Annotated in this window: 18 protein-coding genes; all 18 read left to right on the top strand. The window is 32.2% G+C overall.

Features of this window, described 5'->3' with window-relative positions; translation table 11 throughout:
- Positions 1-16 precede the first annotated feature (16 nt).
- The 18 genes from LG295_RS07275 to LG295_RS07360 all read left to right on the top strand — a co-directional run bounded on the left by LG295_RS07275 (position 17) and on the right by LG295_RS07360 (position 18,637).
- Positions 17-1,015 carry an NAD(P)H-dependent glycerol-3-phosphate dehydrogenase gene (locus tag LG295_RS07275; protein WP_325999108.1) on the top strand — a complete coding sequence of 333 codons (999 nt, stop codon included), beginning with the start codon at positions 17-19 and terminating at the stop codon, positions 1,013-1,015.
- 169 nt (positions 1,016-1,184) lie between these two features.
- Positions 1,185-1,457: an HU family DNA-binding protein gene (locus tag LG295_RS07280; protein WP_002483248.1), complete on the top strand. Its 273-nt coding sequence runs from the start codon at positions 1,185-1,187 to the stop codon at positions 1,455-1,457.
- 322 nt (positions 1,458-1,779) lie between these two features.
- Positions 1,780-2,352, top strand: coding sequence for a heptaprenyl pyrophosphate synthase subunit A (locus tag LG295_RS07285; RefSeq protein WP_318832861.1), 573 nt, complete (start codon positions 1,780-1,782; stop codon positions 2,350-2,352).
- Position 2,353: 1 nt separating this feature from the next.
- Positions 2,354-3,055, top strand: a complete 702-nt coding sequence (locus LG295_RS07290; RefSeq protein WP_325999107.1) for a demethylmenaquinone methyltransferase — start codon at positions 2,354-2,356, stop codon at positions 3,053-3,055.
- Positions 3,056-3,080: 25 nt separating this feature from the next.
- Complete coding sequence (locus LG295_RS07295; RefSeq protein ID WP_325999173.1) at positions 3,081-4,034, top strand: polyprenyl synthetase family protein; 954 nt, start codon at positions 3,081-3,083, stop codon at positions 4,032-4,034.
- A gap of 151 nt (positions 4,035-4,185) precedes the next feature.
- A complete protein-coding gene (gene ndk, locus LG295_RS07300; protein WP_017724512.1) occupies positions 4,186-4,635 on the top strand; it encodes a nucleoside-diphosphate kinase in 450 nt (149 codons plus the stop codon).
- Between the two features lie 457 nt (positions 4,636-5,092).
- Positions 5,093-6,259, top strand: a complete 1,167-nt coding sequence (aroC, locus tag LG295_RS07305; protein WP_107531894.1) for a chorismate synthase — start codon at positions 5,093-5,095, stop codon at positions 6,257-6,259.
- Between the two features lie 42 nt (positions 6,260-6,301).
- Positions 6,302-7,369 (top strand): 3-dehydroquinate synthase, encoded by a 1,068-nt coding sequence (gene aroB / locus LG295_RS07310; RefSeq protein ID WP_107531895.1) that lies wholly within the window; start codon positions 6,302-6,304, stop codon positions 7,367-7,369.
- A gap of 9 nt (positions 7,370-7,378) precedes the next feature.
- A complete protein-coding gene (gene aroA / locus LG295_RS07315; protein ID WP_107531896.1) occupies positions 7,379-8,677 on the top strand; it encodes a 3-phosphoshikimate 1-carboxyvinyltransferase in 1,299 nt (432 codons plus the stop codon).
- Between the two features lie 4 nt (positions 8,678-8,681).
- On the top strand, positions 8,682-9,929 hold the full coding sequence (locus LG295_RS07320; protein WP_107558441.1) for a lipopolysaccharide assembly protein LapB: 1,248 nt from the start codon (positions 8,682-8,684) through the stop codon (positions 9,927-9,929).
- A gap of 18 nt (positions 9,930-9,947) precedes the next feature.
- On the top strand, positions 9,948-10,508 hold the full coding sequence (locus LG295_RS07325; RefSeq protein ID WP_107558440.1) for a YpiB family protein: 561 nt from the start codon (positions 9,948-9,950) through the stop codon (positions 10,506-10,508).
- Between the two features lie 4 nt (positions 10,509-10,512).
- Positions 10,513-11,115, top strand: a complete 603-nt coding sequence (locus tag LG295_RS07330; protein ID WP_107558439.1) for a DUF1405 domain-containing protein — start codon at positions 10,513-10,515, stop codon at positions 11,113-11,115.
- 36 nt (positions 11,116-11,151) lie between these two features.
- On the top strand, positions 11,152-11,847 hold the full coding sequence (locus LG295_RS07335) for a zinc metallopeptidase (protein ID WP_017724505.1): 696 nt from the start codon (positions 11,152-11,154) through the stop codon (positions 11,845-11,847).
- Positions 11,848-12,254: 407 nt separating this feature from the next.
- Complete coding sequence (locus LG295_RS07340; RefSeq protein WP_107558438.1) at positions 12,255-12,572, top strand: nucleotide pyrophosphohydrolase; 318 nt, start codon at positions 12,255-12,257, stop codon at positions 12,570-12,572.
- Between the two features lie 31 nt (positions 12,573-12,603).
- A complete protein-coding gene (bshA, locus tag LG295_RS07345) occupies positions 12,604-13,752 on the top strand; it encodes an N-acetyl-alpha-D-glucosaminyl L-malate synthase BshA (protein WP_325999103.1) in 1,149 nt (382 codons plus the stop codon).
- Complete coding sequence (locus LG295_RS07350; RefSeq protein WP_325999101.1) at positions 13,745-14,944, top strand: CCA tRNA nucleotidyltransferase; 1,200 nt, start codon at positions 13,745-13,747, stop codon at positions 14,942-14,944. Before bshA ends, LG295_RS07350 begins: the two co-directional genes overlap by 8 nt.
- Positions 14,937-15,908, top strand: a complete 972-nt coding sequence (locus LG295_RS07355) for a biotin--[acetyl-CoA-carboxylase] ligase (RefSeq protein ID WP_404475584.1) — start codon at positions 14,937-14,939, stop codon at positions 15,906-15,908. The genes LG295_RS07350 and LG295_RS07355 overlap by 8 nt, the downstream gene beginning before the upstream one ends.
- Before the next feature lie 29 nt (positions 15,909-15,937).
- Positions 15,938-18,637, top strand: coding sequence for a helicase C-terminal domain-containing protein (locus tag LG295_RS07360; RefSeq protein WP_326000154.1), 2,700 nt, complete (start codon positions 15,938-15,940; stop codon positions 18,635-18,637).
- Positions 18,638-18,678 lie beyond the last annotated feature (41 nt).

The following is an 18,678-nucleotide window of genomic DNA, read 5'->3' on the forward strand; positions in this document are numbered from 1 at the left end:
TACCGGGGGGGATTCCATGACTAAAGTAACTGTCTTTGGTACAGGAAGTTTTGGTACGGCATTAGCAAATGTCTTAGCAGAAAACGGACACCAAGTTTTAATGTGGGGAAAAAATGAACAAACAATCAATGAGATTAATTCACAACACATTAATAGCAAATACTTAAAAAACGCACAGCTTAATGACACAATAGAAGCAACATTAGATATTAACAGCGCCGCATCATTCTCAGAAGTCTATTTAATGGCGTTACCGACAAAAGCAATGAGAGAAGTAGCGAAATCAATCGATTCACTATTAACCTCTAAAAAGACCTTTATTCACGTTGCAAAAGGCATTGAAAACGAAACATATAAACGTGTTTCTGAAATGTTGGAAGATTCAATTTCACCAGAACATAATGCAGGTATAGCTGTACTTTCAGGGCCAAGTCATGCTGAAGAAGTTGTAATTAAACAACCAACTACTGTAGCAGCTTCATCTAAAACACCAGAAGTCAGTCAACTAACACAAGACCTTTTCATGAATGATTATTTACGCGTATATACAAATGATGACTTAGTAGGCGTTGAACTAGGTGGCGCATTAAAAAATATCATTGCAGTAGCTAGTGGCGTTATATCAGGAATGGGATTCGGTGATAATGCTAAAGCAGCGCTTATGACTAGAGGTTTAGCTGAAATTAGCCGCTTAGGTGAAAAACTAGGCGCAGACCCAATTACGTTCCTAGGCTTAGGAGGCATAGGAGACTTAATTGTAACTTGTACCTCAACCCATTCTAGAAACTATACACTTGGTTTTAAATTAGGTGAAGGTAAATCATTAGATACAGCTTTAAACGAAATGAACATGGTCGTTGAAGGTGTATATACAACAAAATCTGTTTATCACTTAGCTAAAGAGGTCGATGTAGATATGCCAATCACTGCCGCACTTTATAGTGTATTGTTTGAAAATAGACCAGTGGATGAAAGCGTTAAAGACTTGATGGGACGTGGAAAGAAAGCGGAATAGTGAGGTATTATTACACTTTTTAGTTAATTTATATCAATTAACTGTCAAAATCCTATTATTTCAATGTTTTTTGCGCATAAATCATTGCAGTAGCAGTAATCGTTGTGTTAAAGTCATAGCATAATGATATTAAGTTATCATTATTAACCCTAGGGGAGGTGAATTCATAATGAACAAGACAGATTTAATCAATGCTGTTGCAGAACAAGCTGACTTAACTAAAAAAGAAGCTGGCTTAGCTGTAGATGCAGTATTCGAATCAATTCAATCATCACTTTCTAAAGGTGAAAAAGTACAATTAATTGGATTCGGTAACTTCGAAGTACGCGAACGAGCTGCTCGTAAAGGCCGTAACCCTCAAACTGGTAAAGAAATTGATATCCCTGCAAGCAAAGTTCCAGCATTTAAAGCTGGTAAAGCTTTAAAAGACGCAGTAAAATAATTCTTTACTCAAAGTAAAGCCCTTTTCAAGGGGCTTTTTCTTTTTTTATAGAGAATTTTTTATAAAGCTTTAAATCATATATCTTTTAACTTTATAATTGTGATATCATTCGAAGTAGCGATTTTTAATAAATGTAGTAATACAACTATTAAAAATTAGTGAGTTTGTTAAAGAAATTTACATATAACAATTACTTTATTACACAAATACATGAGTATTTTTAATATATATTACATAAATATCCTTTACTTTGATTTACGTTGATTTTATTTTTTTCTATATAATGTTAATATGTATATGGATAATAACGTGAGGTGTGAACATGGAAACGACATTCAGCATATTAGAAACTCAAATTGCACAGCGGCTTAGCAGTGTGAATCATTATGAACCAATCTATATCAATCAAGCATTAGCAGAAATACTTGATTCTTATGATATACCTCAAGAAGCTAAATTAGCTTGCCTCACAATAGATACTGCGATGCGTCATCTAGACGAAGTTTCAACTACGTTATCGTCTAAGAAATCTATTTTAATTGGCGACTTATTAAGCGCTCATTTTTATACATTATTAGCAAAACTCAATGATCCAATTTATCAAAAAGAAATTAGTACAGCAATTGTTGAAGTGAATGAAATGAAATCTTCAATTCATCATGCCGCAATTGATAATAATGACATTAGTGACTATATTTTAAAAGTTGAAAATACTTTTCCGTTTATTACAATTAAAAAATATGTCCCTGAAGTTAATATTAATTTTATCAATGACAAAATGATAGCGAGTTTAGCTGAACATCATCCTTCTTACTTAGGCGAATTTTCTAAAGAACAACTAGATGGTTTTATAGATAAATTAAAAGCTGAAATACATTCAAAAAGAGGTAATTAACATGGCAGATAATAAAGCAAAAAAAGAACAAGTACACAACGTTTTTCAAAATATTTCTGGTAAATATGATCGACTCAACAATATCATTAGCTTTGAACAGCACAAGACATGGAGAAAACGTGTTATGAAAGAAATGAACGTTAAAGCTGGAAGCAAAGCACTAGATGTATGTTGTGGTACTGCTGATTGGACGATCTCATTAAGCAAAGCAGTGGGACCAACTGGCGAAGTAATTGGTGTTGATTTTAGTGAAAACATGCTTGAAGTCGGTAAAAACAAGACATCAGACATGCATAATTTAAAGCTTGTACATGGCGATGCAATGAATTTACCATTTGAAGACAACGAATTTGATTACGTAACTATTGGATTTGGTTTAAGAAATGTGCCTGATTATTTAGCCACTTTAAAAGAACTGAACCGTGTTTTAAAACCTGGTGGAATGGTTGTTTGTTTAGAAACTAGCCAACCAACAACACCTGTTTTCAAACAATGCTATAAACTTTATTTTAAATTTGTAATGCCAATCTTTGGTAAAATATTTGCGAAATCCAAAGACGAATACGAATGGTTACAACAATCTACATTCGATTTTCCAGACAAAGAAAAATTGAAACGTTTGTTTACACAAGCTGGTTTCAGCAACATAAAAGTCCGTAGCTTTACAGGTGGCGTTGCAGCAATGCACCTTGGCTATAAATAAAATGAATCAACCAAAGGTGATTAGCGTGGCAAAGTTAAACATGAGCAGTGAAATAAAAAAAATTGAAAAACAATTAGAGCAGTCTATAAAAAGTAATGACAAGATTCTCGAATCAGCGTCATATCATTTATTTTCATCGGGTGGTAAACGCGTTAGACCCGCCTTTGTAATCTTAAGTAGCCAATTTGGTAAAGAAAGAAACGACGAAGTCTATCGTGTTGCCGTAGCGCTTGAACTTATTCATATGGCAACGTTGGTACACGATGATGTGATAGATAAAAGTGATAAACGAAGAGGTAGCTTAACTATAGCTAAAAAATGGGATCAGAATACAGCTATACTTACAGGAAACTTCTTATTAGCTCGCGGACTTGAGCACATATCTAACATCGAAGATAATCGTGTACATAACGTCATATCTAGTGCAATTGTAGAAGTTTGTATGGGCGAGTTATATCAATTCCAAGACCAATTCAATGGTAATCAAACAATCACCAACTATTTACGGAGAATTAATCGTAAAACAGCATTGCTTATTCAATTATCTACTGAAGTGGGTGCAATTGCTTCGGGAGCAAACGATAAAACAATTCGCAATTTAAAAATGATAGGCCACTATATTGGTATGAGTTTTCAAATTGTCGACGATATCTTAGACTTCACGAGCACTGAAAAAAAATTGGGTAAACCAGTTGGTAGTGATTTAATGAACGGCCATCTTACACTTCCAGTGCTGTTAGAGATGAGAAAAAACGAAGAATTCAAAGCAATGATACAACAATTAAATGCAAATAGTAATCAAGCAACGTTTGACTATTGTATTAATCATGTGAAGAATTCTGATGTCATACAGCAGTCTCAGGCAATCAGCGATAAGTATTTGGATAAGGCACTTTACTTAATTGATCAATTAGAAAATGAAGATTCAAAACCATTATTTAAGAAACTAATTAAAAAAGTTGGAAAAAGAAATGTGTAAGTTGTGTGAAAATCATTGAAAGCGCTTTAATTACCTGTTAATATATTAATGTGATTCAAAACATACTTTTATTTTGATACATATACAATTTTATATATTGTTGGAAAATAGAAGGACATTGATACATAACATACAGGGGGATAAACACACAATGGAAAGAACATTTTTAATGATTAAACCAGATGCAGTGCAAAGAAATCTAGTAGGAGAAATTATTTCTCGTATTGAAAGAAAAGGACTAAAACTTGTAGGTGGTAAATTTATGACTGTACCACAAGCACTTGCTGAGGAACATTATGCAGAACATACAGATAAACCTTTCTATAAACATTTAATTAGTTTTATTACATCAGCACCAGTATTTGCTATGGTTGTTGAAGGGGAAGATGCTGTAAACGTAGCTCGTCACATCATCGGCAAAACAAATCCGTCTGAAGCAACTCCAGGTACAATTCGTGGAGACTTAGGTTTAACAGTAGGTAGAAATATCATTCATGGTTCAGATTCAGTAGAATCAGCTAATAAAGAAATTAACCTTTGGTTTAAAGCAGAAGAATTAAGTGATTATACAGAAGCACGTGAAGCATGGTTATATGAATAATTTAAATACTTATAGAACAAAATTCTAGACTACGTTCTCTTAAACAATAAATAAACGATGATTTTTACTTTATATCTGTAAAAATCATCGTTTTTTATATTTTATAATGTTGTATTATAATGTTCTGTTAAATACATACAATAGCTAACAAAACTATTTTAAATATTAAATTTAAACTTCCGAAGTCTTTGAGAACAAAAAATATAATGAACTTTTTCTATTATTTTATAGCTTTATGTAGGACGAATCGTTTAAAATTATGGTATTACAATCATAAAAAAGCAAAATTCAATATTAATAAAAATGTTTAAATGTTACACTGAAAAATAACATTTAAACCGTAAAAATTTAAGAAGATTTATTATTTGTAAATTTTTCTGTTAATTTGAACAATTGAATATGATAAGATATAGAACATATACCAATTTAAAGTACTAAAGAACGGAGTGGGTAAAGTATGAGATATTTAACTTCTGGTGAGTCACACGGACCACAGTTAACTGTAATTATTGAAGGTGTTCCAGCAAATTTAGCAATCAATGTTGCTGACATTAACGAAGAAATGTTTAAAAGACAAGGCGGTTATGGCCGTGGAAGACGCATGCAAATTGAAAAAGATGCGGTTGAAATCGTATCTGGCGTGAGAAATGGTTATACTTTAGGAAGTCCTATTACGCTTATAGTTACTAATGATGACTTTACTCATTGGAAAAAAATTATGGGTGCAGACCCAATTAGTGAAGAAGACCAAGACAATATGAAGCGTGTCATTACTAAACCTCGTCCAGGACACGCAGATTTAATCGGTGGCATGAAATATAACCACAGAGATTTAAGAAATGTTTTAGAACGTTCTTCAGCAAGAGAAACAGCTGCACGAGTTGCTGTTGGTGCAGTTTCTAAAATATTACTTAAACAATTAGATATTAATTTTTATAGTAGAGTAGTAGAAATCGGTGGCATTAAAGATGATATTGAATATGATATCGATACAATTAAATCTAATATTGATAAAAATGATGTACGCGTCATTAATGATGAAATTGCACAAGCAATGCGCGATAAAATTGATGCAGCTAAAAAAGCTGGCGATACAATTGGTGGTGTAGTTCAAACTATTATTGAAGGTGTGCCTGTTGGCATTGGTAGTTATGTACATTATGATCGCAAGCTTGATGGCAGAATTGCACAAGGTGTAGTAAGTATCAACGCTTTTAAAGGTGTAAGTTTTGGTGAAGGTTTTAAAGCTGCAGAGAAGCCAGGTAGCGAAATACAAGACGAAATATTATATGATACGACAAACGGTTATTATAGAGGTTCCAATCACTTAGGTGGTTTTGAAGGTGGTATGTCTAATGGTATGCCTATCGTAGTTAATGGTGTAATGAAACCAATCCCTACACTTTATAAACCTTTAAACTCAGTAGATATTAATACAAAAGAATCATTCAAAGCGTCGATTGAGCGTTCTGATAGCTGTGCTGTACCTGCTGCAAGTGTTGTTGTTGAAAACGTAGTGGCTTTTGAATTAGCAAAAGCATTACTTGAAGAGTTCCAATGTAATCATATTGAGCAATTACAATCGCAAATTAAAGAACGTCGCTTATTAAATATTGAATACTAATCAATCAATTAATTAAAATTTATAAAATAATTAGGTGATTACATGAAATTAGAAACCACTTATAAATCTAATAACTATCCAATTATTATCGAACATCACGCCCTCGATCAATTACATGATTATATTAAAAATTATCAAGATGTTGTCCTTGTCATTGATCAAAAAGTTGAAAACGAATGGAGTCATATAACTGACTTCATCGCTAGTGAATATGAAGCGCATAAACTGATCATACCTTCTGGCGAAACAACGAAGACACTATCTTTTTACGAAGAAACAATTGAATCGTTGTTGAGTAAACAACTAACAAGAAATACTTGTTTAATTGCTATCGGAGGAGGCGCCACTGGTGACTTCACTGGGTTCCTTGCCGCTACTTTATTAAGAGGTGTCGATTTCATTCAAATACCAACGACCATCTTAGCTCATGATTCGAGTGTAGGTGGTAAGGTTGGAATCAATTCTAAACACGGTAAAAACCTAATTGGTGCTTTTTATAGACCTAAAGCAGTGATTTATGATTTGAACTTTTTAAGTACATTACCATATTCAGAAATTTTAAGTGGATACGCAGAAGTTTATAAACACGCTTTATTAAATGATATTGAATCGGTAAATCATATCGAAGCACAGTACTCAGATGAACAAGCGCTTAAATCACTTGATGAAATCGAATATTATTTATACAAAGGTGTTCAGACAAAATTGAATATTATTGTAGCAGACGAGAAGGAATCAAACGTCCGTAAATTTCTTAACTTAGGCCATACATTTGGCCATGCCGTTGAATATAAATTTAAAATTCCACACGGACATGCTGTTATGATAGGTATCGTTTTTCAATTTATAGTTGCGAATATAACGCTAAACAAATCATTTAATATTGCACATTATGTAAATTATCTAAGGGATTTAAACTATCCGTTAGATATTGTTAATGATTTAGAATTTGAATCTTTATATCAATTAATGCTAAACGACAAGAAAAATGATGAACAAGGTGTGCAAATGGTACTACTCAATGATATTGGAGATCCAATTGTGAGACACATTGATTACAAAACGCTTTCTAAAGCTTTCGGAGAATTTAAATCATATTTTAATAAGTAGGTGACTGATTTGGCAAACAGTAAGACAATAGACATTAATGGACCGTTAGTCGGTGAAATCGAAGTACCTGGAGATAAATCTATGACTCATAGAGCTATTATGCTCGGTTCTCTAGCTACAGGAAAATCAACAATATATAAACCATTACTTGGTGAAGATTGTTTACGTACTGTTGAAATATTTAAGTTATTAGGTGCTGACATTAAAGTATCTGAAGATAAAATAGAGATTGATTCACCAGGATTTAAGCATTTTAAAACACCTCATCAAGTTTTATATACAGGCAATTCAGGTACGACCACACGTTTAGTGGCTGGTTTATTAAGTGGTCTTGGCATAGAAACTGTTCTTTCTGGTGATGAATCAATAGGCAAACGACCAATGGACAGAATTATGAAACCTTTAAAATTAATGCAAGCCAATATTACAGGCATCGATAATAACTATACACCTTTAATCATCAAACCGGCTAAAATCAAAGGTATTGCATATGAAATGGAAGTTGCCAGTGCACAAGTTAAAAGCGCCATACTATTCGCAAGTTTATTCGCTGAAGAGCCAACGACAATTAAAGAATTGGATACTTCTAGAAACCATACCGAAACGATGTTCCAACAATATCACATCCCTGTTTCTACAAAAGACAAATTGATAGATATGCCTGCTCGTGGCATTGACCATATCAAACCTGCAGATTTTCACGTTCCAGGCGACATATCTTCAGCAGCGTATTTCATTGTAGCTGGCTTGATAACACCTGGAAGTGATATTACAATACACAATGTTGGCATTAACCCAACTCGTTCAGGTATTATTGATATCGTGACGCAGATGGAAGGGAATATTACTTTATTCAATCAAACTGATGGACCAGAACCGACTGCATCCATACGAGTGCAATACTCTCCAGACATGAAACCCGTTCATATTGATGGTAACTTAGTGCCTAGAGCAATCGATGAAATTCCTATCGTTGCTTTGCTTTGCACACAAGCTAATGGTACAAGTGTGGTTAAAGAAGCTGAAGAATTAAAAGTAAAAGAAACCAATAGAATTGATACAACCGCTAATATGTTAAATTTACTTGGTTTTATGTTACAACCTACTAATGATGGTATGATAATTCACCCATCAGCTTTAGAACAAACTGCAACTGTAGATAGCTTTACAGACCATCGTATAGGTATGATGTTAGCAGTTGCCTCACTTTTAACTGATGAAGCCATTACCATTAATCAATTTGATGCAGTTAATGTTTCTTTCCCAGGATTCTTACCAAAGTTAAAACAATTAGAAAAAGAGGGATAAAAGTATGGAAGATATCTATAAATTAATAGATGATATCAACTTACAAAAATTAGAGAACCTAGACACACGTGTTAATGATGCATTAAGTTCTCCTAAGGACGATGCTTTATTTATTCTAGGTGAAACATTATATAATTATGGATTGATGCCACAAGGTTTAGAAGTATTCCGTACGCTTTACCATAAATATCCTGATGAAAGTGAATTATTAATATACTTTATCGAAGGACTAATGGCTGAAAATCACACAGATGAAGCTTTAGAATATTTAAGTGAGGTTGAAATATCAACAGAACGCTTAATGCTAGAAGCAGATTTATATCAACAATTAAATATGCTTGAAGTTGCAATTAGTAAACTTGATGAAGCGATTGATATTGAGCCAAATGACCCAATAATACATTACGCACTTGCTGAGATATTATACTTTGATGGCCAATATTTACGAGCAACTTCAGAATACGAAACCGTACTTGAAACAGGAGAATATGAAGTGAACGGTGTAAATCTATTTTCTCGTTTAGCCGATTGTAGCTTGCAAAGCGGTAACTACAGTGATGCAATTAGAATGTTTGATGAAATTAATGAAGATGAAATGGATTCAGAAGATTATTTCAAAAAAGCCATCGCTTATGAAAAAAATGATTTCTCACAAGAAGCTATTAAATTAGTTCAAACACTATTATCTAAAGACCCTGATTTTCTACAAGCCTATTTCTATTTACAACAGTTATATGAAAACGAACATAATCACGCCGATGCAATCGAAATCGGTAAAGAAGGATTAAGATTAACGCAATTCTATAAAGAATTGATGGTATCCACTGGTAGCATCCAAATAGAACACGGAGACGCTAATGAAGGCGTCCAATTATTAATTCAAGCACTTGAAGTTGATAACGCGTACCAAGAACCATTATTGATATTAAGTGATTTATATAGACAAGAAGAAGATTATGAGTCACTTATTGGGTTATTAAAATATGTAGATGAAGAAGACTTAGATCCAGTATTTATGTGGCACCTCGCTTATGCATTAGGGCAAGAAGAACGCGATAAAGAAGCACAGCATTTCTTTGAATTAGCGTATGACACGTTACAAACTCAATCTGCATTTTTAAGTGACTATTATTTTTATGTAATAGAAATTGGTCAAATTGAGTTAGCTAAAAAGCTGTTAGACCAATTAGTTGAGTTAGAACCAACTAATGAGACATGGCATGATGAAGCGGAAAGACTAGCGTCTTTCTAATTTAGGAAGGTGAGTTAAATGTTTGATACCCTACAACAATCAAAAGCAACTTTCATAGAGTATCTACTCTTTCAATATGAATTCAAGTCTAGGATTAGTGTATGGGTATTGAACTTACTCAAATCTTCGCCAGAATTACTACAAAATGTACATTTCGTAGATGAACGTATCGATACACATAATACGCTTGAAATTTCTATGTTACACACTGAGCAATATGGTATTAAATTTAATTATAAAGACCAACAAATGATTAATAGTAATGAGATTTTCGAGCACATCGCTCTCAATCAATTATCTTTTGATATTAAACTGAATTTTAATGTTGAACAAGATAGGGAAGCGAGATTAGATGACTTACTTATTAAACAATTATTACATTCACCATATTATGCGTTATATATTCAAGACATCTATCAAATTCCGCTTTCAAAACAAAGTGAATCTTCTATTATTACACATTTGCAAGATAATATTGATTTAAGCTTACAATTACATGATAGCGATTTGTTTTATCAATTATCACAAATCCTTAATACTTTTAAATTAAGAAATGTAAATATATCAACGAAGGATTGACAGTATGAATATAAAATCACTTTGGGAATTAATGTTGTATCACAAAGGCATACTTTACTTTTTACTTTTGTGTAATTTGTTAGGTACAATCTATGGTTATATTTGGTACGGTGACCAATTAAGTATGACTGAAACTCAATTTAAAATATTTGTACCAGATAGTCCGACCGCTTCACTATTTTTATGTTTCGTACTTATTACATTCATATTAGGTAAGAACATCCCAGTATTTGAAGCTCTTGCTTTCGTCTCACTTATTAAATACGGAGTTTGGGCAGTTATAATGAATATAATCATGTTTATCCAATATGACATGGTTACAATCACAGGATGTATGCTCATACTCTCACATGGCATTATGGCAATCGAAGCATTTATATTTTATCCAAGATTCAAAATTTCAATTATTGGCTTCGTTATTGCTATGATATGGGTATTCCATAATGACATTATAGATTATGTATTTATGCAATATCCTTATTATGATTTTATTGCAAGTCATTTAGAAGGTGTTGCCTACCTCGCATTTTGGTTAAGCGTAATTCCATTAATACTTTATTTATATTTAACTCGATTTAAAAAAGATAAAATATTTGACCACCATTGATGTTCACAGTAAAATGTTTATAAAGGAGTGAGGTTTTTGTCTTTTATCTATATGATTATATACTTTGTTATTTTAATGGTGTTGCCTCTATGGGCACAGCATAAAGTTAAATCTAATTACGAAAAATATTCACAAGTTAGATCAACAAGTGGAAAGACTGGTCAAGAAGTTGCTTTAGAAATTTTACATGCAAATGGTATCTATGATGTTGATGTGGTTGAAGGAAAAGGCTTCTTAACTGACCACTACGATCCAAGAAAAAAGGTGCTTGTACTATCACCAGCCAACTTTAGTAGACCTTCTGTTGCTGGTACAGCTATTGCTGCTCACGAAGTTGGCCATGCAATTCAACATGCGCAAGGCTATTTCTTCCTAAGATTTAGAACATCGTTAGTACCACTGGCTAACCTTGGTAGCTCGATTGGTTATTTAGCCGTTTTTGCAGGTATTATTTTAACGAGTTTACAAAGTACTTTAGGTTCAACTGCACTATGGATTGGAATTGCATTTATGTCATTTGCTGTTCTTTTCTCTATCGTTACACTGCCAGTTGAATTCAATGCAAGTAGTAGAGCTATGAAGCAAATTCAAAGTTTAAACATTGTTAACGAAAAGGAATATCGTCATGCTAAAAAAGTATTGACAGCTGCAGCAATGACTTATGTTGCATCAACTGCAGTAGCTTTAGCGGAACTTGCAAGATTTATCCTTATCGCTAGATCTAGTGAATAATAATAATATAAATTGAAGTGATGCAAAAGCCTTATTTTGAAATAAGTTTTCGTTACTTCAGCTTAGATGACTAACATTTAAACAGCTTATTATAAAGCTCAATTTTTACGTTATATTATAATTATTAATATAATATTTTGAGGCTGGGACATTCGAAACATGTCTTAGCCTCCTTTTTTATGCTTAATTTAATAGGTTGTTTTGTTTAATTCAGGTCCAGTAGGTTATATCATTTTTGGCATCGCATAAAATATCACAAAATGCTTATGAAATTCCAAAAATCACACTAGACAATCGATAGGTTTAAATATGTACGGCATAAGCCTTAACTGTTGCAGGAATAATGCATGAAACATAAAATTAGTCTATACTATATAAGAAACCTAAAGGAATGAGAGGCGTTTAAAATGAAATCTATGAAAGATATGCAAACAGAAGTTGATGACTACATTAGTCAATTCAAAACTGGATACTTTTCTCCTTTGGCAAACCTTGCACGTCTAACTGAAGAAGTAGGTGAATTGTCGAGAGAAATTAACCATTATTATGGTGAGAAAAAGAAAAAATCGTCAGAAGCCGAAAATACAATTAAAGCAGAACTCGGTGACAATTTATTCGTATTAATGTGTATTGCGAATTCTTTAGACATAGATTTAACTGAAAGTTTTGATGAAACCATGCAAAAATTTAATACTCGAGATAAAAATAGATTTGAACGTAAATAATATAAACAAATAAGAAAGGATGTCCCGCCTTATGAAAATAGGCATCACTTGTTATCCATCTATGGGTGGTTCAGGCATTATAGCTACAGAGTTAGGCATAAAACTTGCTGAACGTGGACATGATATTCATTTCATCACTTCCAATATTCCTTTTAGAATACGTAAACCATTACCAAATATTACATTTCACCAAGTAGAAGTGAATCAGTATGCAGTTTTTCAATACCCACCCTATGACATTACATTAAGTACAAAAATAGCAGAAGTTATTAATGAATATGATTTAGATTTATTACATATGCATTATGCCGTTCCACACGCAGTATGTGGTATTTTAGCAAAACATATGTCTAATAAAGATATAAAAATTATGACTACACTTCATGGTACAGATATCACCGTTTTAGGTTATGATCATTCATTAAAAAATGCTATTAAATTTGGTATTGAAGGTAGTGATATCGTTACAAGCGTGAGTCAATCACTTGCAGAGCAAACATACGATATCATTGAAACAGATAAACGTATTGTACCTATATATAATTTTGTTAGAGAGAAAGAATTTCCTGTTAAACCAGATCAAGCCACTCCGGACGATGAACGTTTGAAAGCTTGTTATGGTATAAAACCAGGTGAAAAGGTCTTAATACATGTATCTAACTTTAGAGCAGTTAAACGAATTGATACAATAATAGATACCTTTGCAAAAGTTCATCAAGCGATACCTTCAAAGTTACTCTTATTAGGTGATGGTCCAGAATTGATGGATATGAAGCAGAAAGCACGTGATTTAGGCATTGATGAGGCAGTTTTATTTTTAGGTAAACAAAATTGGGTAAGTGAGTTCTATCAAATATCAGACTTGGTATTACTTTTAAGTGAAAAGGAAAGTTTCGGACTGACTTTATTAGAAGCGATGAAATCAGGCGTCGTACCTATTGGCTCTACAGCAGGAGGTATAAAGGAAGTTATTAAACATGATGAAACTGGCTTCATAGTAGATGTAGGAGATAGTAAACGAGCGAGTGAATATGCAATTAAATTATTAACAGATACAAAACTTTATAAAAACATCCAAGAAAATATGTTACAAGATGTATCAGCTCGTTTCTCCTCTGATTTAATTGCTGATCAATATGAATATTACTACAAAAAAATGTTAGAGGGTAACAATGACTAATAATTTATTCGAAAAAGCTAAACCTATTTTAGAAAGTTTACAATCACATGATTTCCAAGCTTACTTTGTAGGTGGTTCTGTTAGAGACTATATCATGAATAAGTCAATTCACGACATTGATATAACCACAAGTGCCACTCCGGACGAAATCGAGTCGGTATTTGAAAAAACAATCCCCATTGGTAGGGAACATGGCACTATTAATGTTGTTTACAAAGGCGAACAATATGAAGTAACAACTTTTCGTGCTGAAGGTGAATACATCGATCACCGCCGACCTAATGAGGTCTATTTTGTAAGAAATCTATTTGAAGATGTGAGACGCAGAGATTTCACAATGAATGCGATTGCTATGGATATGCAATATCAAATCCATGATTATTTTAATGGGCAACAAGACATTATTGATAATATAATCAGAACAGTGGGGAATCCGTCAGAGCGCTTTAATGAAGATGCACTACGTATCATTAGAGGGCTACGATTTCAGTCTCAACTAGGTTTTGAATTAGACCCTGATACTTTTAAAGCGATGGAACAACATATTTCAGATATTAGTCATTTATCAATTGAACGAATCGTGGTTGAACTTAAGAAGTTAATGCTTGGCAACGCAATTAAACAAACTTTTATTAATCTAAAGCAATTTAAAACATTTTCTTATATGCCTTTCTTTAAATATTTTGATTTATCGAAAGTTATCATAGAACAACCGATACCGCTTACAGTATTTATCGCTTTATTAAAAGTACAACAACCTGATATAACTTCAAATATTTCGGATTTAAAAATGAGTAACCAAGAGAAAAAATATATAAATAAAATCATTCAGATCATAGAAACTATTCCAAAAGTACAAACAAAGAGGCAACTTAAATTATTTGTTTATGATTATGGTAAAAAAGATATATTAGAAGTATTGAGTTATGCTGATACTTTTCAAGAAAATCAAATCATAACAAACTCTCCATTTATCATAAATAGCAGAGCAATTGTAGAAATAGCACAAGTATTACCAATACATTCAAGAAAAGAAATGGAAATCAACGGCAAAGATATTTTAGCATTGGTTGATAAACCCAGTGGCCCATGGCTCAAATCAACATTACGAGAAATTGAGTGTGCTATTATAACAGGTGAAGTGAACAACTTTAAACCTGAACTAATAAAGTGGGTGAAAACACATGTCTAAATATAGTAAAGATGTGATACACATGTTGTATCAATATCAACCCGAATATATTTCCGGTCAATTTATTGCTGAACAGTTATCAATTTCCAGAACTGCTATTAAAAAAGTTATCGATCAACTAAAAGTAGAAGGTTGTCAAATTGAATCAATAAATCATAAAGGACATCGGTTAATACAACTTCCCGATAAATGGTATAGTGGAATTGTTATACCTAGTATTAAAACACAACAACTATTTGAGCATATTGAAGTGTTCGAAAATGTTGATTCCACGCAGTTACTAGCAAAGCAAAAATTAGTAGGAAATACTGATACTTTTTTAATACTTAGTGACGAGCAGACAAAAGGTAAAGGTCGTTTCAATCGACCATGGTTATCTACACGAGGGAAAGGATTGTGGATGTCGGTTGTATTACGCCCTAATGTCCCATTCGATATGATTACAAAATTCAATTTATTTATGGCATTAGGGATTCGTGATGCTATACAAGCTTTCAGCGAAGCTCCAGTTTCTGTTAAATGGCCAAATGATATTTATATTAATGGTAAAAAAGTATGCGGTTTTTTAACAGAAATGGTAGCGAACAGTGATGGTATAGAAGCGGTTATTTGTGGTATTGGTATTAATATGAACCAAACACAAACAGATTTTGATGGTGAACTTTCACAAAAAGCGACAAGTATGCGAATACAAGGAAATGAAAAAGTAAATCGCTACGAATTTTTAAAATTACTTATACAACAAATAGAATATCGTTACGCACAATTTTTAAAAGAACCGTTTGCCACAATTCGTCAAGAATATATAGCTGTTTCAAACATTTGGGACAAGCAATTAAAATTCACTGAAAACGGTAATCAGTTCCAAGGCCAAGCAATAGACATTGACAAAAACGGCTATTTAATTGTTAATGATGAAGATAATCAACAACATCAATTAATGAGTGCAGATATCGAAATATAAACAAAATAACGATGAAAGGAGGAATCGAAATGACAAAACCGTGTTATGCTGTTGTCGACTTAGAAACAACAGGTAATCAGTTAGATTATGATGAAATTATTCAAATAGGTATTACATTTGTTCGCGAAAACAAAATAATTGGCACATATCATTCAATGATAAAAACAGATTTAGAAATTCCTCCTTTTATTCAAGCTCTAACGTCGATAGAAGAAGACATGTTAAATCAAGCGCCATATTTTCATGAAGTTGCTGAAGATATATACAAGCAAATCAAAGATTGTATATTTGTCGCACACAATGTCGCTTTTGATTTGAATTTCATAAAAAAATCGTTTAAAAATTGCAATATTAAATATCGTCCCAAAAAAGTTATGGATACTTTAGAATTATTCAAAGTTGCGTTTCCAACAGACAAAAGCTATCAATTAAGTGAATTAGCAGAGACTCACGGCATCGTTTTAACAAATGCGCATAGGGCAGATGAAGATGCTGCAACAACAGCAAAATTAATGATTATGGCTTTTGCTAAATTTGAATCACTACCGTTAGATACACTTAAACAACTCTACTATCTCAGCAAAAACTTAAAATATGATTTACATGATATTTTGTTCGAAATGGTACGTCATCATAGTGTACAGACACTCGATAATCAATATGAGCAATTTGAACAAATTATATATAAAAAACAAATCGACTTTAAAGCACCGACTGTTAATTTTAATGGAACATTAAAAGAACTCTACACACACGTAACAAATGAACTAGGCTTAACATACCGACCACAACAGTTATATCTGTCTGAAATCATATTAGAACAACTCATGCACAGTGAAAAAGCAATGATTGAAGCACCTTTAGGAAGCGGGAAATCATTTGCTTATTTGCTAGCTTCGCTTATGTATAATATTGAAACTGGCAAGCATGTAATGATTTCTACAAATACAAAGTTATTACAAAATCAGTTATTAGAAAAAGATATTCCAGCATTAAAACGTGCATTAGATTTCAAAATTAACGCAACTTTAATTAAAAGTAAGCGAGATTATATTTCATTAGGATTAATTAGCCAAATATTAAAAGAAGATTCTAGTAACTACGAAGTTAGTATTCTAAAAATGCAATTGCTTATATGGATTACAGAAACAGCTACAGGTGACATACAAGAATTAGATCTAAAAGGCGGACAGAAGATGTATTTCGAACAAAAACTAGAAACTTATGTTCCTGTTCGTAATGACATCAATTATTTTAATTTCATTAAGCGCAATGCACAAAATATACAAATAGGTATTACTAACCATGCACATTTAATACATGCAGCACATGATAATTCAATTTATCAATTATTTGATGACTGTATTATAGATGAGGCTCATAGATTACCAGATTACGCTTTGAATCAAGTTACAAACGAACTTAGTTATTCAGATATTAAATACCAACTAGGCTTAATAGGTAAGACAGAAAATGAAAAGCTACTTAAATCTATTGATCATCTGGAACAGCAAAGAATATTAGAAAAGTTAGATATACCACCCATAGATGTATTTGGTTTAAAAACTACAGTTAATGAAATTCACGAATTGAACGAAAAATTATTCTCAACGATGTATGATATCATTCATGCTTCAGAAATCCAGGATGACGAAATTCACAAATTACATTTCGTGTATCATTTTGATGTAACACCAATTTTAAATGATTTACATGCTATTATTCATAAGTTAAATATGACGTTGGAATTTTTCAATGGAATGAGTCATAAATCAATTAAATCTGTACGCAAACAATTTTTATATATCAATGATCGTTTTAAAGAAATAGAGCAAAGTCTCAAAAACAATCATACAAGTTATCTTTCAATCAAAAACTTAAATCAAAAATCAACGATTAAATTAAATGTGAAAGATTATGGAGTGAAAGAAATCCTAACAAAACAAGTGTTAGATAAATTTAATTCCCTCACTTTCATATCAGGTACATTAACTTTCAACAACACATTTGATAACTTCAAACATTGGTTCAACAAAGATATAGACTTCAATACTTTTGAAATAGACTCTACAGTGATGTCGCCAAATCAAACTACAGTGTTCATACCAAATGACGTAGTGTCTTATAATTATAAAAATATTAATGATTATGTAAGTTCAATCGTCAATTATGTAATTGAATATGTAAATATCGTTGAATCTAAATGTTTAATACTATTTACAAGTTATAAAATGATGCACATGGTACAAGAACTATTAAATGAATTACCTGAATTTGAAGATTATGTCGTATTAACACAACAACAAAATCAAAATTATAAAATTGTTCAGCAATTTAATAGTTTTAATAAAGCGATATTGCTAGGTACAGGAACCTTTTTCGAAGGATTCGATTTTGAATCAAACGGAATTAAATGTGTCATGATTGCTAAATTACCATTTATGAATCAAAACAATACTAAATATTGGCTTATGGAATCAGAGTTTACTTCAACCTTCAAAGAATATGTTTTACCGGATGCTGTAACACGTTTTAGACAAGGTCTTGGTAGATTGATACGTAGTGAAAACGACAAAGGAATTATTGTGTCTTTTGATGATCGTTTAATTAGAAGTAACTACAAACAATTTTTCGAACAATCTTTAGAAAGTTACCGCCAAAATAAAGGAGATATTAAACAATTTTCTAGCATCCTAAAAAAATTAAAAAAAGATGAGAATAACTCATAAACATAGCGTTCACAACTAGAACTTATATATGGATTTTGTTA

This window comes from Staphylococcus pseudoxylosus, assembly GCF_044794325.1.
Classification (GTDB): Bacteria; Bacillota; Bacilli; order Staphylococcales; family Staphylococcaceae; genus Staphylococcus; species Staphylococcus pseudoxylosus.

Bases quoted from the DNA above. Each gene is read 5' to 3' on its own strand.
- LG295_RS07275 (WP_325999108.1), top strand. From the start codon at position 17: ATGACTAAAGTAACTGTCTTTGGTACAGGAAGTTTTGGTACGGCATTA.
- LG295_RS07280 (WP_002483248.1), top strand. From the start codon at position 1,185: ATGAACAAGACAGATTTAATCAATGCTGTTGCAGAACAAGCTGACTTA.
- LG295_RS07285 (WP_318832861.1), top strand. From the start codon at position 1,780: ATGGAAACGACATTCAGCATATTAGAAACTCAAATTGCACAGCGGCTT.
- LG295_RS07290 (WP_325999107.1), top strand. From the start codon at position 2,354: ATGGCAGATAATAAAGCAAAAAAAGAACAAGTACACAACGTTTTTCAA.
- ndk (WP_017724512.1), top strand. From the start codon at position 4,186: ATGGAAAGAACATTTTTAATGATTAAACCAGATGCAGTGCAAAGAAAT.
- aroC (WP_107531894.1), top strand. From the start codon at position 5,093: ATGAGATATTTAACTTCTGGTGAGTCACACGGACCACAGTTAACTGTA.
- aroB (WP_107531895.1), top strand. From the start codon at position 6,302: ATGAAATTAGAAACCACTTATAAATCTAATAACTATCCAATTATTATC.
- LG295_RS07320 (WP_107558441.1), top strand. From the start codon at position 8,682: ATGGAAGATATCTATAAATTAATAGATGATATCAACTTACAAAAATTA.
- LG295_RS07325 (WP_107558440.1), top strand. From the start codon at position 9,948: ATGTTTGATACCCTACAACAATCAAAAGCAACTTTCATAGAGTATCTA.
- LG295_RS07330 (WP_107558439.1), top strand. From the start codon at position 10,513: ATGAATATAAAATCACTTTGGGAATTAATGTTGTATCACAAAGGCATA.
- LG295_RS07340 (WP_107558438.1), top strand. From the start codon at position 12,255: ATGAAATCTATGAAAGATATGCAAACAGAAGTTGATGACTACATTAGT.
- bshA (WP_325999103.1), top strand. From the start codon at position 12,604: ATGAAAATAGGCATCACTTGTTATCCATCTATGGGTGGTTCAGGCATT.
- LG295_RS07350 (WP_325999101.1), top strand. From the start codon at position 13,745: ATGACTAATAATTTATTCGAAAAAGCTAAACCTATTTTAGAAAGTTTA.
- LG295_RS07355 (WP_404475584.1), top strand. From the start codon at position 14,937: ATGTCTAAATATAGTAAAGATGTGATACACATGTTGTATCAATATCAA.
- LG295_RS07360 (WP_326000154.1), top strand. From the start codon at position 15,938: ATGACAAAACCGTGTTATGCTGTTGTCGACTTAGAAACAACAGGTAAT.